Source organism: Vibrio sp. 1-Bac 57 (genome assembly GCF_037546855.1).
GTDB lineage: Bacteria > Pseudomonadota > Gammaproteobacteria > Enterobacterales > Psychromonadaceae > Psychromonas.
In genome coordinates, this window is the sequence record NZ_JALAAC010000026.1 from 19,770 (window position 1) to 35,752 (window position 15,983).

General features: G+C 37.4%; 13 protein-coding genes and 3 tRNA genes. 12 read left to right on the forward strand and 4 right to left on the reverse strand.

Annotated elements, in window-relative coordinates; all coding sequences use genetic code 11:
- Positions 1-2 precede the first annotated feature (2 nt).
- The 3 genes from lolB to nadK form a co-directional block, all read right to left on the reverse strand.
- Positions 3-617: a lipoprotein insertase outer membrane protein LolB gene (lolB, locus tag MT391_RS15170; protein WP_499498823.1), complete on the reverse strand. Its 615-nt coding sequence runs from the start codon at positions 615-617 to the stop codon at positions 3-5.
- A 379-nt stretch (positions 618-996) separates the two neighbouring features.
- The gene (gene recN, locus MT391_RS15175; RefSeq protein ID WP_166372177.1) at positions 997-2,676 is read right to left on the reverse strand and encodes a DNA repair protein RecN; all 1,680 of its coding nucleotides are present in this window, start codon (positions 2,674-2,676) and stop codon (positions 997-999) included.
- Positions 2,677-3,010: 334 nt separating this feature from the next.
- Positions 3,011-3,910, reverse strand: a complete 900-nt coding sequence (nadK, locus tag MT391_RS15180) for an NAD(+) kinase (RefSeq protein WP_499498825.1) — start codon at positions 3,908-3,910, stop codon at positions 3,011-3,013.
- A 140-nt stretch (positions 3,911-4,050) separates the two neighbouring features.
- Between nadK and grpE the strand changes: the two genes are divergently transcribed.
- From grpE to MT391_RS15240, 12 genes are all read left to right on the forward strand, one after another.
- A complete protein-coding gene (grpE, locus tag MT391_RS15185) occupies positions 4,051-4,659 on the forward strand; it encodes a nucleotide exchange factor GrpE (protein ID WP_166372179.1) in 609 nt (202 codons plus the stop codon).
- Positions 4,660-5,071: 412 nt separating this feature from the next.
- Positions 5,072-6,991, forward strand: a complete 1,920-nt coding sequence (gene dnaK, locus MT391_RS15190) for a molecular chaperone DnaK (RefSeq protein WP_499498827.1) — start codon at positions 5,072-5,074, stop codon at positions 6,989-6,991.
- A gap of 103 nt (positions 6,992-7,094) precedes the next feature.
- The gene (gene dnaJ / locus MT391_RS15195; protein ID WP_166372181.1) at positions 7,095-8,216 is read left to right on the forward strand and encodes a molecular chaperone DnaJ; all 1,122 of its coding nucleotides are present in this window, start codon (positions 7,095-7,097) and stop codon (positions 8,214-8,216) included.
- A gap of 630 nt (positions 8,217-8,846) precedes the next feature.
- Positions 8,847-9,491: a UvrY/SirA/GacA family response regulator transcription factor gene (uvrY, locus tag MT391_RS15200; RefSeq protein ID WP_028868868.1), complete on the forward strand. Its 645-nt coding sequence runs from the start codon at positions 8,847-8,849 to the stop codon at positions 9,489-9,491.
- Between the two features lie 112 nt (positions 9,492-9,603).
- Positions 9,604-11,436, forward strand: a complete 1,833-nt coding sequence (uvrC, locus tag MT391_RS15205; RefSeq protein WP_499498829.1) for an excinuclease ABC subunit UvrC — start codon at positions 9,604-9,606, stop codon at positions 11,434-11,436.
- Positions 11,437-11,517: 81 nt separating this feature from the next.
- On the forward strand, positions 11,518-11,607 hold the full coding sequence (locus tag MT391_RS15210; protein ID WP_166372183.1) for a hypothetical protein: 90 nt from the start codon (positions 11,518-11,520) through the stop codon (positions 11,605-11,607).
- An 81-nt stretch (positions 11,608-11,688) separates the two neighbouring features.
- Complete coding sequence (locus MT391_RS15215; protein WP_499442097.1) at positions 11,689-11,778, forward strand: hypothetical protein; 90 nt, start codon at positions 11,689-11,691, stop codon at positions 11,776-11,778.
- 371 nt (positions 11,779-12,149) lie between these two features.
- Positions 12,150-12,704 (forward strand): CDP-diacylglycerol--glycerol-3-phosphate 3-phosphatidyltransferase, encoded by a 555-nt coding sequence (gene pgsA, locus MT391_RS15220; protein WP_166372184.1) that lies wholly within the window; start codon positions 12,150-12,152, stop codon positions 12,702-12,704.
- A gap of 161 nt (positions 12,705-12,865) precedes the next feature.
- Positions 12,866-12,941: transfer RNA gene (locus MT391_RS15225), tRNA-Gly, on the forward strand.
- 8 nt (positions 12,942-12,949) lie between these two features.
- Positions 12,950-13,023, forward strand: a tRNA-Cys gene (locus MT391_RS15230).
- Positions 13,024-13,034: 11 nt separating this feature from the next.
- Positions 13,035-13,120 (forward strand) — tRNA-Leu (locus MT391_RS15235).
- Positions 13,121-14,110: 990 nt separating this feature from the next.
- Positions 14,111-14,803, forward strand: coding sequence for a PEP-CTERM sorting domain-containing protein (locus MT391_RS15240; RefSeq protein ID WP_499442098.1), 693 nt, complete (start codon positions 14,111-14,113; stop codon positions 14,801-14,803).
- A gap of 222 nt (positions 14,804-15,025) precedes the next feature.
- Here MT391_RS15240 and MT391_RS15245 read toward each other — a convergent pair whose 3' ends face one another.
- Positions 15,026-15,901: a DMT family transporter gene (locus MT391_RS15245; RefSeq protein WP_499442099.1), complete on the reverse strand. Its 876-nt coding sequence runs from the start codon at positions 15,899-15,901 to the stop codon at positions 15,026-15,028.
- Positions 15,902-15,983 lie beyond the last annotated feature (82 nt).

The following is a 15,983-nucleotide window of genomic DNA, read 5'->3' on the forward strand; positions in this document are numbered from 1 at the left end:
GATTAGTTTGTTACTTTCCATTGATTAATAGCTATTTTGACGCGGATATCATCGCGCTTAAGATTTACTTTGGTGGGTAAAACGGTGCCAGAGAAAACTTGGTATTGTTGGAAGTCAACTTCCCAAAGATTTTGGCTTGCATCTAAACCCACTAGTTCACTGACTTGCTGTTGATCATTGAGTTGGTAAGAGGCATTCGCAGGATTACCTTTGATCCATTGTTGTAACGCAGCAATAGGAAGATCTAAACCAGGGGAGAGTTGTTTAATTAAAGTGTTGGCATTTTGTCCTGTAAATACTTCATCATCATTGTTGATAATCTCAACACCTTGTTCATTTTTAGTGACTTGTAGAATACGAGTACCGATAAAAGTAGTGAGTTGAATTGAATAATAATCACCTTGTTGTTGCCAATAAATATTGGCACTTTGGCGATCCGACTCAAGAAAAATAGCCAGCTTACCGGTGAGTGTCCAGTGATCAAGTTGTTGTAATGCTTGCTTTTGCTGTTCCCAAGTCTGATTTGTTAATAGCGTATTGTCTTCAGAATCTGAGTTATTAAATTGAGAACAACCAGAGAGGGTAATAATAAATATCAGTGAAAGTAATTTTTTCATTGCTAAAGCCAGTCGAGAAAAGTGGTTTTAATATATCAAACTATTTTAGTGACCGCTTTGTTCTTTTGGTTTTGTCTCACTAACCGCATTAAACATTTAATAGATTATTTAGCGCCGCTTTGTTTTGTGAGGTAGGTTATTGCTTTGCGTGGTTTCATTGATCTGCGCAGTATCATTACACTTAGTTTCCATAATCAGCGTTATAATTGATATTACCTACTCGCTGGACTTAATTAGTTGTTATTGCAAAAATAAGTGAAAGCGGAACAACGCTTAAATGTTTAATAGTTAGGTGGTAGGTGATGCATTACCCTGAGTGAGTAATGCATTTTGATTGGTAATGGGGGCGGGCAATTAACCAATTAACCAATTAACTCATTTATGAAATTAGTAATTCTTTTGCGTTGGCTAATGTATGTTCGGTAATACTATCTCCGCCTAATAGCCTTGCGAGTTCATGAATACGTTCTGACTCATCTAATAATTGCATATTAGTATTGGTACTTTTACCGTCACTATGTTTATTAACAATCATATGTTGATGACCGTTACCTGCTACTTGCGGTAAATGCGTAACACAAAATATTTGTGTACTTTCACCTAATTGACGTAATAAATTACCAACTACTGCGGCAGTTGCGCCACTGATACCTACATCAACTTCATCAAAAATTAGCGTTGGTGTTGAAACGCGTTGGCTGATGATCACTTGAATCGCTAAGCTGATACGTGATAATTCCCCACCCGACGCAACTTTACCTAAATTTTGTAACCCTTGCCCTGCATTTGCAGCAACTTGGAATTCGATGCCATCAATACCAAGAGGGCTAAGGCTATCAGCACCGTGTTGAGTCATTGCAACTTCAAACTGGCCATCTTCCATATTAAGCTTTTGGATGCTTTGAGTAATCTTTTTACTTAATTCTTTTGCGTAACGCTGACGGCTTTGACTGAGTTTTTGTGCATGTTTAATATAGTCTTGTTTTGCGCTATCAAGATCAATCGTCAGTTTCTCTATTTGTGCTTCGCTATTATTAAGTTGTTGATATTCTTTGCTAAGTTTTTGGTGGAACGTATATAACATTTCTGGTTGAACTTGGTGCTTTCTTGCTAATGTCAGCGCTTGGCTTAAACGTGATTCCAATTGCTCAAATTGTTCTGGGTCCAGTTCTAGTTGTTCACTGTATTGGCGTAATTCGTAGCCTGCTTCTTCAATTTGAATCACGGCTTCTTGTAACGAAGTGACAATGCTTTCAAGCTTACTATCGTGCTGAACTTGTGATTCAAGTAATGAAATACTTTTCTGTAATAGTGTTAGTGCATCAACGTCGTCTGAATCCGTTAATAAACTTAAACTGATTTGTGTGTTCTCTAAGAGCGCGCCACTGTTGGCTAATTTTTTATGCTCGGACTCTATTTCTGTAAACTCGTCCTCTGCTAATGCAAACTCATCTAATTCAATGATTTGGTATTCCAATAACTGTTTACGTGCTTGTTTTTCTTGCTGACTTAACTGTTGTTGCTGTAATTGTTTTTTTAGAAAGTGGCAGCCTTGGTAAGTGTCTTTTACTTTTTGTACTAGTTGTTGATGGTTGGCATATTCATCAATAATCGATAGCTGTATATCAGGACGTAATAAACTTTGGTGTGCATGTTGACCGTGAATGTTAACTAATAGCTGGCCTAAACTTTTTAACTGAGAAAGCGGTACAGGGGTTGCATTAACGTAAGCACGCGAACGTCCTTCTTTGGTAATAATTCGGCGTAATAAACATTCGTTAGGGTTATCGCTCAGGCTATTTTCTAAATCATTATTACTTAACCATGCAAGTGCATTTGGTGTGTCACTCAGGTTAAAGCGAGCGCTCACTTCTGCTTTATCTGTACCTTGGCGGATCATGCTTGCATCCGCGCGGTCACCAAGACATAGGCCTAATGCATCGATAGCAATTGATTTACCTGCACCTGTTTCACCTGTGATTGTGGTCATACCTTGGTGAAAATCAAGCTCTAGAAATTTCACAATTGCAAAGTTCTGAACAGTTAATTGGCTTAGCATAAAATAGATATCCTATGATTATCTTAACGATTATATTAACAACGAAATGACCATTAGTTAAAAGCAGTAGTTTAAAAACACTCGTTTAAAAGTACTGTTTAAATAAACAGTTTGTGGTTGCAGTTTAATACTGTTTTTTTAAACAGTAAAGTGCTGTTTGTCTAATTTTCGTTAATTTTTTAATGCTGTTCACTTTCTTATTGATATAGAAATGTTGTTTTGGTTAATAACAAATACGTGTTGAAAGGGGAGATTGAATGGTAATGGTTAGGGGATCACTTAAACCAGTACAAACCTTGGGTAGCCTGTACTGGTTTTTAGTCAGTTAAATGTATTAAAACAGTTTATTACCCCAACCAAATTTAGTTTGAAGCACGTTAAAGTAGTTGTAATTATGAGGGTGCACCAAGTGCAATTTATGCTGCGTCTTTTTAATAATTACTTCATCGCCAGGTAACACTGATAAATTAACATGACTGTCGCAGCTGATTTGCATTTCTATCGTATTAGACTGTGCCATTTTTAATCGCACAATACTATTGGCATCAATAACAATAGGGCGGCTGTTAAGGGTGTGAGGAAACATCGGCAGTAAACTAATTGCATCCAGTTTTGGCGTTAAAATTGGGCCGCCTCCTGACAGAGAATAAGCCGTCGAACCGGTTGGTGTAGATAGGATCAAACCATCTGCACGTTGGTTGATCATAAAGTTATCATTAACATACACTTCAAATTCGATCATATGTGCAATTTTATCGGGATGTAACACTGCTTCATTAACCGCTGTACTACTGCTTTTCATATGGCCGTGGCTATGTACTTGCGCTTCTAATAAAAAACGATGTTCAGTTTGATAGTTACCTTCTAATACCTCACTAAGTGGTTGTTCAAAGTTATCAGGGTCTAAATCCGTTAAAAAACCTAAGTTACCTCTATTTACACCAATCACTGAAATATCGAATCGTGCTAGCACTCTAGCAGCGCCTAACATATATCCATCACCACCAACGACTATCGCTAAATCACATTTTTGGCCAATCCCCACTAAATCTTCATAGCGTATTTGTGGTAGGTCTAAATCCTCTGCTAAACGCAGGTCAACAATGATTGAATGGCCACGAGCTTCTAAAAAATAGTACAGGCTAGTTAGTGTCTGTAGTGCTTCAGTGTGTTGTGGTTTGCCGATTAACCCAATGGTTTTAAATTCAGATTGTTGCTGATTATCCAGACTCATAGAATGCCTACTTGCGAAAAAATGATGACTTTCAGTATACCTGTTATAAATGTTTTTATTAACAGGCTTGAAACTATTATTACTATCCCCATAATAGAGCTTATAAAACTGACCCAAATAATATTAAGTAGGATTGAATTATGAGCGAAGAACAAAAAAAGACTGTTGAAGAAGCAATTGAAACTGTTTTAGGCGAAGAAGCTGCCGAGCAAAATGCAGAAACAATAACTGAAGATGTTGCTGTCGAAGTTGTTGATGAGCAAGCTCTTCAAATTGAAACGTTAACTAAAAAATTAGCGTTGGCTGAAGAAGCATTATCAGAGCAAAAAGATCTTGTGATCCGTGCTCAAGCTTTCTCTCAAAATGAAATCCGTAAAGCAGGTATTGACGCTGAAAACCGTCGTAAATCTGTTTTAAGAACATTTGCTAATGCATTAACGCCAGTTGTTGATCACTTAGAACTAGCAATTCAACACGCAGATAAAGAGAATGAAACCTTAAAACCTATGGTTGATGGCGTTGAAATGACTTTAACTGAACTATTGAAAGCGATTGCAAGCATCGGTATTCAACAAATCGATCCAATTGGTGAAACATTAAACCCTGAAAAGCATCAAGCAATGAGTATGCAAGTGGTTGAAGGTGTTGCGCCTAACCAAGTTGTTGCTGTTATGCAAAAAGGTTATGAGTTAAATGGCGGTCAAGTTATTCGTCCAGCAATGGTTGTGGTTTCAAAAGCTGCAGAATAATTTTTTTGAAAGCTAAAAGCTTGTAAAAGTATTGGCTAAAATAAAAATGAATAAAAAGGTGCTTTAGCACCTTTTTTTATGACTACATCGCCCTAACTATTAAATGTTAGGCAGGAGCGGTTAAAGGCATTGCTTTAAATAATATTGATTAAATCAATATTATGCCTAAAGACAAGTGAGCGGTTGTTTGTTGCTTTATAAAAATGTAGCGCTTTAATCATTGTTTTTAAACAATAGGGCAGCTTAGTGATTTACTGCAATAAGCATTATTTAAAAAAAAGTCATTTTTTTTGCTTGTAGCCCTTGAAACAAAAAAATAGCCCCTTATATATAAAGTATCGAACAGACACTGCCAACGTGCAGTTAGTCAACTAAACAAGTAACAACATTAACAAGTGTGGAGAGAGTTAAAATGGGTAAAATTATCGGTATTGATTTAGGTACTACGAATTCATGTGTTTCTGTACTGGATGGCGATGTAGCTAAAATCATTGAAAATGCAGAAGGCGAACGTACTACTCCTTCAATCATTGCTTATGCAGAAGATGGCGAAATCTTAGTAGGTCAACCTGCTAAACGTCAGTCTGTAACTAACCCAACAAATACTTTATTTGCTATCAAACGTCTTATCGGTCGTCGCTTTGAAGATGAAGAAGTACAACGCGATATCAAAATTATGCCTTACGAAATTGTAAAAGCTGATAACGGTGATGCATGGGTTGAAGCACGTGGCAATAAAATGGCGCCTCCACAAATCTCTGCTGAAGTTTTGAAAAAAATGAAAAAAACAGCAGAAGATTACCTAGGTGAAAAAGTATCTGGCGCTGTAATTACAGTACCTGCTTACTTTAACGATGCGCAACGTCAAGCAACTAAAGATGCTGGTCGTATCGCGGGTCTAGATGTTAAACGTATCATCAATGAGCCAACGGCTGCTGCATTTGCTTACGGTGTTAACAATTCTAAAGGCGACAGCGTTGTTGCTGTATACGATTTAGGTGGTGGTACTTTCGATATTTCAATCATTGAAATCGATGAAGTAGATGGCGAAAAAACATTTGAAGTATTAGCAACTAATGGTGATACGCACTTAGGTGGTGAAGATTTCGATAACCGTCTAATCAACTTCTTAGTTAAAGAGTTCCAAAAAGACCAGAACTTCGATCTAACTAAAGATCCATTAGCGATGCAACGTGTTAAAGAAGCTGCTGAAAAAGCAAAAATCGAGCTTTCTTCTGCACAACAAACTGATATTAACCTGCCATACATCACTGCAGATGCATCAGGTCCTAAACATTTAAACATTAAAGTAACTCGTTCTAAATTAGAGTCTTTAGTTGAAGATATGGTTAAAGCAACACTTGAGCCATTACGTATTGCACTTAAAGATGCTGACTTATCTGTTGGTGACATCGATGATGTTATCTTAGTTGGTGGTCAAACTCGTATGCCTTTAGTACAAGCAGCAGTTGCTGAGTTCTTTGGTAAAGCAGCACGTAAAGATGTTAACCCTGATGAAGCAGTTGCAATGGGCGCGGCGATTCAAGGTGCTGTACTTTCAGGTGACAAAACTGACGTATTATTATTAGACGTTACACCGTTATCTTTAGGTATCGAAACAATGGGTGGCGTATTAACGAAAGTTATTGATAAAAATACAACTATCCCAACTAAACAGTCACAAACATTCTCAACTGCTGAAGATAACCAAAGTGCGGTAACTATCCACATTCTTCAAGGTGAGCGTAAACGTGCTGCGGATAACAAATCTTTAGGTCAATTCAACCTAGAAGGTATTCGTGCTGCATCTCGTGGTGCACCACAAATCGAAGTAACATTCGATATGGATGCTGATGGTATCTTGCATGTATCTGCTAAAGATAAAGATACAAACCAAGAACAAAAAATTACGATTAAATCAAGCTCAGGTCTATCTGACGAAGAGATTGAAAAAATGGTAAATGACGCAGAAGCAAATGCTGATGCTGATAAAAAGTTCGAAGAAATGGTAACTGCACGTAACCAAGGTGATGCATTAGTACACAGCACTCGCAAACAAATTGAAGAAGCAGGCGACGCACTACCAGCTGACGATAAAGAAAAAATCGAAGCTGCGTTGACTGAACTTGAAGCTGCAATTAAAAGCGAAGACAAAGAAGCAATTGAAACTAAAACTCAAGCGCTAGCTGAAGCATCACAAAAACTAGCTGAAGTTGCTCAACAAAAAGCACAAGCTGGTGAAGCCGGTGCAGAACAACCAGAAGCACAAGCTAAGCAAGATGATGACATCGTTGATGCTGAGTTTGAAGAAGTAAAAGACGAGAAAAAATAATTAGGTAACCCCTAAATAAGTAAGATCGTTTCAACTCGCGGGTTATGGATTTATCTATAATCCGCGTGTTTGTTTTCAATAAACAGAGATTTGAGAAATAACCATGTCTAAACGAGATTGTTATGAGGTACTTGGTTTAAGCCGAGATGCGTCAGAGAAAGAAGTTAAAAAAGCTTATAAACGCTTAGCGATGAAGTACCACCCAGATCGTACTAAAGGTGATGATGCGCTAGAAGAAAAATTCAAAGAAGTAAAAGAAGCTTACGAAATTCTTAGCGATCCCCAAAAGAAAGCCGCATTTGATCAATATGGTCACGATGGTGTTAATCAGCAAGGTCAAGGCGGTGGTGGTTTCGGCGGTGGCGGTTTTGACGATATCTTCGGAGATATTTTTGGTGGTGGCCGCCGTGGCGGAGCGCAGCGTCCTCAACAAGGTTCAGACCTACGCTACAACATGGAGCTAACATTAGAAGAGGCCGTTAAAGGTATCTCTAAAGAAATCCAAATTCCAACATTAGTACATTGTGAACAGTGTAATGGTTCTGGCGCTAAGAAAGGCACAGATACTAAGACTTGTGGCACTTGTCATGGCCAAGGCCAAGTGCAAATGCGTCAAGGTTTCTTTGCAGTTAATCAAACGTGTCCTACTTGTCGTGGTAAAGGTAAAATTATCACTGACCCATGTAACAAGTGTCACGGTGAAGGTCGTTACGAGCGCAGTAAAACCTTATCAGTTAAAATTCCAGCCGGCGTTGATACTGGCGACCGTATCCGTTTAAGCGGCGAAGGTGAAGCGGGAGAACAAGGTGCACCTGCTGGTGACTTGTATGTACAGATGAATGTACGTCCGCATGATGTGTTTGAGCGCGACGGTAATGACTTATATTGTGAAGTCCCAATTAGCTTTACAGAGGCGGCGTTAGGCGGGGAAATTGAAGTCCCTACTTTAGATGGCCGCGTGAAATTGAAAATACCTGCAGAAACGCAAACAGGACGTATGTTCCGTATGCGTAATAAAGGCGTTAAATCAGTGCGTAGTCACTCTACAGGTGATTTAATGTGTAAAGTGACTATTGAAACACCAGTTAAATTATCAAGCAAACAGCGTGAATTATTAAAAGAGTTTGAAAACTCACTGGGTTCAGGTAGTAGTAAAAAGCATCAACCTAAGTCAGAAGGTTTTTTGAATAGCTTAAAAACATTTTTTGACGATATAAGTAAATAACCTATTTTATGATAGGATAGGTCGCTTTCGAGCGGCCTTTTTTTTTCCTGATAATAAATTATCTAACTGAAAAAGTGCTGGTTTTTAGCAAAAAGTAGCAAATGGTAAGCGCTTTATTTAGCGATCTTATGCTAGTAGTATTGGCTACCATTCGATTTAAAGACTGTAATAATGAGCGCTATTTTGATTGTTTATTTTTGCGCTAGGTTTTATTCCTGAACCTAAAGATGAATAATCAAGTGACAAAAATAACTGCATACATAATGGTGCAAGATCAGGTTAAGTCTTTAAATCGTTTGATATAATGGAGCGAATGCCACTTGTCTATTGTAACAATTGTTAAGTGGTTAACAAATCGTACATTTTATTTATACGATATGTTTTAGCTTGGGTAATATGACGCACGTTAAATCAGTGTTATGCCGATTGTATTATGTATGTGTTTTAAATTTTACGCGGAAAGATAGTTTAGTTTGCGGTGTAGGTTGCTATAAAGGGTTATTTCGTTTATTTAACTTACCACCAAAAACTAAGCTATTTTAACAACTAAAATAGCACGTTTAATTATTACAATTAGTATTAGCTCATATTAGTATCATGAGTAATTCTTTACTCATACGGAGAAGTTTAGTGATAAATATCCTGCTGGTCGATGACCATGAATTAGTTCGTACAGGGATAAGCCGTATCATTGATGATGTTCGAGGCATGAAAGTAATTGGCGAAGCTGAAAGCGGAGAAGACGCTGTTAAGTGGTGCCGTAGTAATGAACCAGATGTAATTTTAATGGATATTAATATGCCAGGTATTGGCGGACTTGATGCGATGCATAAAATTTTGCGCATCAATGAAGATATTAAAATCATTATGTTAACCATGCATACTGAAAATCCATTTCCAACCAAAGTAATGCAAGCAGGTGCAGCTGGTTATTTAAGTAAGGGGGCTTGCCCTGAAGAAGTATTAAATGCAATTCGTATCGTGCATTCAGGACAGCGTTATTTAACGCCTGAAATCGCACAACAAATGGCATTATCACAGTTGTCACCTAATGATGAAGATCCATTTCGTGTGTTGTCTGAACGCGAACTACAGATCATGATCATGATCACCAAGGGACAACGTGTTGTTGATATCTCTGAGCAATTAAGTCTCAGCCCTAAAACTATCAATAGTTATCGCTATCGTCTATTTGATAAATTAGGAGTACATGGAGATGTAGAGTTGACTCATTTGGCTATCCGTTATGGAATGCTGGATGCGGATACACTATAAACAGATACTTTGTTAAAAAATTCAAAAAGCACCTTAATATAAGGTGCTTTTTTATATCCTCAGTTTACACTTAATCAGCGACTAAACTTTACCGGTGAGCCACATTCTGCTTATGAGCAAATTTAATTCAGATGCATTTTTAAAAACAGTGACCACTGAGCCTGGTGTGTACCGTATGTTCGATGATAAAGATCAAATCATCTACATTGGTAAGGCTAAAAATCTTAAAAAACGTTTAAACAGTTATTTTAGCCTAACTCAAAAACACCCTAAAACATTGGCTTTAGTGAGTCATATTGTTCGTATTGAAGTCACTATCACGCATACCGAAACGGAAGCGTTGATTCTTGAGCATAACTTCATCAAACAGCATAAACCTAAATATAACGTGTTGCTGCGTGATGATAAATCTTATCCCTATCTATTTTTAAGTGACCATAAACACCCGCAGTTAACCCTAGTGCGTTCGCAAAATAAAAAGCGTAAAGGTACTTACTTCGGTCCTTATCCAAGCGGTGGGGCGGTACGAGAAAGTTTGCATTTAATGCAAAAGTTATTTCCGATCCGTCAATGTGAAGATAGCTATTATAAAAACCGTTCTCGACCTTGTTTACAATACCAATTAAAGCGTTGTTTAGGACCCTGTGTGAATGCTATGCCTGAGCAGGAGTATGCGCATCAGGTTGATTTAGCGACCGCTTTTCTACAGGGGAAAAGTCAGCATGTAATTGAAGAATTAGTGAATGAAATGGAGGTGGCGAGCCAAACATTAGAGTTTGAAAAAGCCGCCGTAAGACGCGACCAAATTCAATCTCTGAAAAAAGTACAAGAGCAACAGTGGGTGAGCGGTGAAGTTGAACAATTAGATGTATTAGGTTTTAGCTATCAGCATGGCGTTGCCAGTATTCACATGTTATTCGTTCGACAGGGGCGTGTATTAGGTAGTCGTAATTACTTTCCTAAAGTGCCCAAAAATAGCTCTGAAGAAGAAGTGCTTAGTAGCTTTTTGAGTCAATTTTACCTATCTGGGCAAAATGGTCGCGCTATTCCCCGTGAAATATTATTAAGTGATGATTTTAGTGATCGCGAAATTTTTGAAGAGCTTTTCTCAGAGCATAGTGGTTATAAAACTAAACTTAAAATAGTGATGCGTGGCGAGCGCTTACGCTTTACTAAATTAGCTAAAACCAATGCGAATGTGGCCTTAAGCACGCACTTAAGTCAGCAAAAATCTATCCTACAACGTTATAACTTACTCGAAGAAAAACTAGAACTGACCGAACCTATTCAACGTATGGAATGTTACGATATTTCACATATGATGGGTGAAAAAACAGTGGCTTCCTGTGTTGTCTTCAACCGTGAAGGCGCTAAAAAATCTGATTACCGTCGCTTTAATATTACAGGGATCACTCCTGGGGATGATTATGCGGCCATGGGGCAAGTATTAGCACGTCGCTTTAAAGATTTACAAAGTGCAGAAACAACGCCTGATATTATCTTTATTGATGGTGGTTTAGGGCAACTGAGTCAAGCTGAAACGATTGTTAGCTCACTGGAGCATAACTTCCCCGATAAATATCCGCTGTTGATTGGTATCGCCAAAGGTGTTGCACGTAAAGCGGGCGAAGAAACACTTATTTTGGCTGATAGCCATGAAATATTAGAGATAGACAGTACTTCTCCTGCCTTACACTTGATTCAACAGATTCGAGATGAGTCGCATCGCTTTGCTATCATGGGGCATCGTCAGCAACGAGATAAAGTAAGGCGAACGAGTACGCTAGAAGGAATTGCTGGCGTAGGCGCTAAACGACGCCAAATGTTACTCAATCATTTCGGTGGCTTACAGGGAGTGAAATCTGCGAGTATTGATGAGTTAGCTAAGTTAAATGGAATAAGCAAAAGTTTGGCCGAAACGATTCATGAAGTTTTGCATCATTAGGCATGATTCGTAAATAGCTGTGAAACGCCGCCAAATGCTAAGCTATACAGTTTAATTCAGCATTTCGGCGGTTTACAGGGAGTGAAATCTGCGAGTATTGATGAGTTAGCTAAGTTAAATGGTATAAGCAAAAGTTTGGCCGAAACGATTCATGATGTTTTGCATCATTAGGCATGATTCGTAAATAGCTGTGAAACGCCGCCAAATGCCAAACTATACGGTTTAATTCAGCATTTCGGTGGTTCAGAGCGAGTGAAATCTGCGAGTATTGATGAGTTAGCTAAATTAAATGGAATAAGCAAAAGTTTGGCCGAAACGATTCATGAAGTTTTGCATCATTAGCATTGATTGCGTAATAGTGAATTTTCATAAGGGACACAAGCGTTAAAGGTTTTTTAAATTAAGTAGGGTTAGCTCTTAACGATTAATCAAGAGCTTTTAACTTTTGAACATCATTTTGCAACATCATCGCGATACACTTCAATGAAAATAATGGCATTGATTTCCTATACGAAGTGCGATCTTCATTATTACTGTAATGTATTTAATGCACCGTATTTTTTGATCTATCTCTCTTTATCAATGCAGATGGAGGTGATTCATTTTGTAAGCTGAAATATATTGCTATTAATTGCCTACTTTATGAGTTAAGCATTTGCAAATGTAAACCATAAAATGCAAAAATAAGCAGGCTTACCTTAAAGGATATTTTAATGCTCAACATTCCCAATTTATTAACCTGTTTTCGAATTCTTCTGATCCCTGTATTTGTAGTTATCTTTTATCTACCAATATCTTGGTCAGCCCCCCTTGCCACCTTTATTTTTTGGCTCGCAGGCGTAACAGATTGGTTAGATGGTTATTTAGCGCGTCGTTTAAATCAACAAACACCCTTTGGCGCATTTTTAGATCCCGTTGCAGACAAAATCATGGTGTCCGTTGCGTTAGTGATGATTGTTGAGCACTACTCAGTTATTTGGATAACGGTGCCTGCAATGATTATGATTGGCCGCGAAATTATTATTTCTGCATTACGTGAATGGATGGCTGAATTGGGTGAGCGAGCAAGTGTTGCTGTTTCATCTATTGGTAAAATTAAAACCGCATCGCAAATGTTAGCGTTATTTTTGTTAATTTGGCAACACTCGATAGAAATGGAATGGGTAGGCTTTACTTTCTTATATGTGGCAACGGCATTAACGCTATGGTCGATGATTGTTTATCTTGCAGCGGCATGGCCTTTATTAAAAAAGAGTAATGAGCTGTAAATTGCTGAATATCTAAACGCTTCGTCTAAAAAAACGTCGAACAACCTAAAAGAAGTAAAAAAGTCGATAATATCTATTGACTCATTGTGAAGAATCATTAGAATGCGCACACATCGAGAGGGGAAATAGTTACTGCTTCTTCTTGAGATAAACATAGTGATGCGGTACTAGCTCAGTTGGTAGAGCACGACCTTGCCAAGGTCGGGGTCACGAGTTCGAGTCTCGTGTACCGCTCCAAATGTTTTGGCGGAATGGCAGAGTGGCCATGCAGTGGATTGCAAATCCATCCACCTCGGTTCGACTCCGGGTTCCGCCTCCATTACAATCTTTGCCCGGGTGGTGAAATCGGTAGACACAAGGGATTTAAAATCCCTCGACTTATGGTCGTGACGGTTCAAGTCCGTCTCCGGGCACCAATTTCATAAAAGAACCAGCTTATAGCTGGTTTTTTTATATCTAAAATTTGAGTCTCTAATATATCGGCTCTTTGATATTAAAATCCCCGCATCTAATTCTGGTCGTGGCGGTTCAAGTCCGTCTCCGGGCACCAATTTCATAAAATAACCAGCTTATAGCTGGTTTTTTTATATCTAAAATTTGAGTCTCTAATATATCGGCTCTTTGATATTAAAATCCCCGCATCTAATTCTGGTCATGACGGTTCAAGTCCATTCCAAGAAAGAATTTTCATAAAAGAACAAGCTTAAAGCTAATTTTTCTATATCTAAAATTTAAGCTTCTTCTTTATCTAAAATTCAAGATCCTAATTTATTGTCTTTTTTACTCTCTTCCTTATTTTGAGCTCCTTAAATAATATTAATAACTCATCAATCTAACTCAATTCGTTGTTGTTGGTTTAAATGCCCTGATTGAGTTATTTAAATAGAACTCAATCAGTTTTTTTACTTTGTTAAGCAATTGATTTTCAGCGTATTTTTCCCTAGTGACGTTATTAATGACTTTATTTAGTGGGCTGTTTTATCAAAGCAGAACACTTTGATATAAGTGTTGTGAAATAAATTATTGTTTAATAAAGAATACGCTATTAGACATGTCTAGAATTTGTAGGTTTTAGCTGTGTAGGTTTCTTTTTTGCAAGGCTTTAGCGCTTGGAAGGTAAGTTGGTAGTTAATCAGTTGCTTTATCTAGTCACATAGTGTCGATTATTTTTACATTAAAATAGGTTTAATATAGTTTTTATTGCATAAAATTGAAAAATAGCCCGAAATAGGTGTCGGATTATTTTACTATATAAGTTGATCTCAACGAGTTAATTTAATTATCTTATTGAAAATAAACAGATATATATAACGGCACGAATTATGCTTAATACTCCTTTAGAGATGCCTAATAATAGTGTATGCATTACCTACTTATGACGGTAATAATTAAAAGGATAATATAATATGTTAACTTCAAAAAGATTGTTGATTGCTGTAACAACTAGTTTTTGCTTAATGTCAGCATTAATATCGACAACTGCACAAGCTTCTTTGATTACTTCAACACCAGATACTATCGTTAGTGTTTCATTAGACGGTGACCTTAATTCAGCTGGTTCTGTTAATAGTGGTTCATTATCTAATACTGAAATTATTGCACGTGAGCGAGGTAATCAATCTCAAGGAGGCTTACGCATTGCCACTTTTATTGATTTTGATTTAAGTAACTTAACGTCAGATGTCGTTAATGCTTCAACGTTCTCTGCATTGTTTGAAATTGATTTTGTTTCTCGTCTTAACACTATTAATGACTTAAGTGTTTTATTAGGACAAGTTGAAAGTGCATGGAGCGATGCTTCTGGTTCTTTACCTTTGTTTGAATACGCAAATTCATCAACTAGCCAATCTGTTGCTCTAGGTAACGTTAAAACAGATTCATTTGGCACTTACAGTGTTGATGTTACTAGTATTATCCAAGGTTGGGTAAACGGCGACTCAGAAAACAATGGTTTTGTTCTTTTTGGTGAAGAGCCTGTTTTCCAAGGCGCTGGATTTAATAACGCATCATTAGTTGTTGATGTGCCTGCACCAAGCACTATTGCTATTCTCGGCTTAGCGTTAGTTGGTTTTTCATTATCACGTAAAGCGAAAAAATAATGTTTAATCAATGCCTAGATCGATTTTTAGGTATTATTACTATTAGATATTATTAGCTAATGTAATTAAGTCGTTTAATAAAATAGCCTTTTAAAAAAGCATCAATCCTTGTGATTGGTGCTTTTTTTGTTTTAGCCCGTTTTTCTTTTGTGTTGAGGTTTCTTAAAAAAACATTAATGGCAGACATAACATAAACTTAGTTTTTGCGATGTATTTGCGCGGCTAAGCCTTTTTCTGGATCAGTAGCCCTGTGATTATCAAGACTAACCCAATGATAGTTGCAGGATAGATAGTTTCTCCAATGATTTGACTTAATAGCAGTAAAGAAACAAAGGGCGAGATAAAAATTAAATTACTTATTTTACTAGTGCTTTCTGCGTATTTAAGTGCGGTTAACCAAGCCACAAAAGCCAGACCCATTTCAAATAGACCGATGTAAGTTGCCCCCAACCAACCTTGCCAAGCAGTGATATTGATATCATCGAATATTATTACTGTCAGTAATACCATGGGTAAACTACATAAAAAGCATAATAATAAAGCAATCATAGAGTCAGCATCATTCTTACTATTAAATATCCAATAACAGGCCCACAGGATAGTGCTTAATAAAGCTAAAACAACACCCGTAGGGCTTTCAAAATCAAGCGCTAATAGATTGCCTTTGGTGGCAATAACCAATGCTCCTAAATACCCTAAGGTAATGGCGATAATGTCATTTCTACGTAATTTTTGCCCTAGTACTGGCACTGCTAATAACGAGAGGGTGATCGCCCAAGTATAATTTAGTGATTGTGCTTGTTGCGCAGGCAATAAATCATAGGCTTGGAAAAGCAGTAAATAATATAAAAATGGATTAATTGCACCCATTAAAAGATAGAAATAGGGTCTTTTAAAAAAACTCGTTTTAAGTAAAGTGATTTTATGTTGTCGGTAACAAATAAACAGCAAAACTAAGCTACTGACCAAGCTGGCTACAAGCAGCATTTGTAATGCACTAAAGTAAGTTAAAGTTATCTTAAACGCAGTGGCAACTGTCGACCACATCAATACTGCAAGTAGCGCAAATAGCGTGGCGGTTTTTTGGTTTTTGATCATGGCGGGTTACTCTATGGGATGCCTCTGTTAGACATTTGATGGTATTAATACGGAGAGACTTTAATTTGAAAGTTTTTATTCC

Coding starts and splice junctions, on each gene's coding strand:
- lolB (WP_499498823.1), bottom strand. CDS start 617: ATGAAAAAATTACTTTCACTGATATTTATTATTACCCTCTCTGGTTGT.
- recN (WP_166372177.1), bottom strand. CDS start 2,676: ATGCTAAGCCAATTAACTGTTCAGAACTTTGCAATTGTGAAATTTCTA.
- nadK (WP_499498825.1), bottom strand. CDS start 3,910: ATGAGTCTGGATAATCAGCAACAATCTGAATTTAAAACCATTGGGTTA.
- grpE (WP_166372179.1), top strand. CDS start 4,051: ATGAGCGAAGAACAAAAAAAGACTGTTGAAGAAGCAATTGAAACTGTT.
- dnaK (WP_499498827.1), top strand. CDS start 5,072: ATGGGTAAAATTATCGGTATTGATTTAGGTACTACGAATTCATGTGTT.
- dnaJ (WP_166372181.1), top strand. CDS start 7,095: ATGTCTAAACGAGATTGTTATGAGGTACTTGGTTTAAGCCGAGATGCG.
- uvrC (WP_499498829.1), top strand. CDS start 9,604: ATGAGCAAATTTAATTCAGATGCATTTTTAAAAACAGTGACCACTGAG.
- pgsA (WP_166372184.1), top strand. CDS start 12,150: ATGCTCAACATTCCCAATTTATTAACCTGTTTTCGAATTCTTCTGATC.
- MT391_RS15240 (WP_499442098.1), top strand. CDS start 14,111: ATGTTAACTTCAAAAAGATTGTTGATTGCTGTAACAACTAGTTTTTGC.
- MT391_RS15245 (WP_499442099.1), bottom strand. CDS start 15,901: ATGATCAAAAACCAAAAAACCGCCACGCTATTTGCGCTACTTGCAGTA.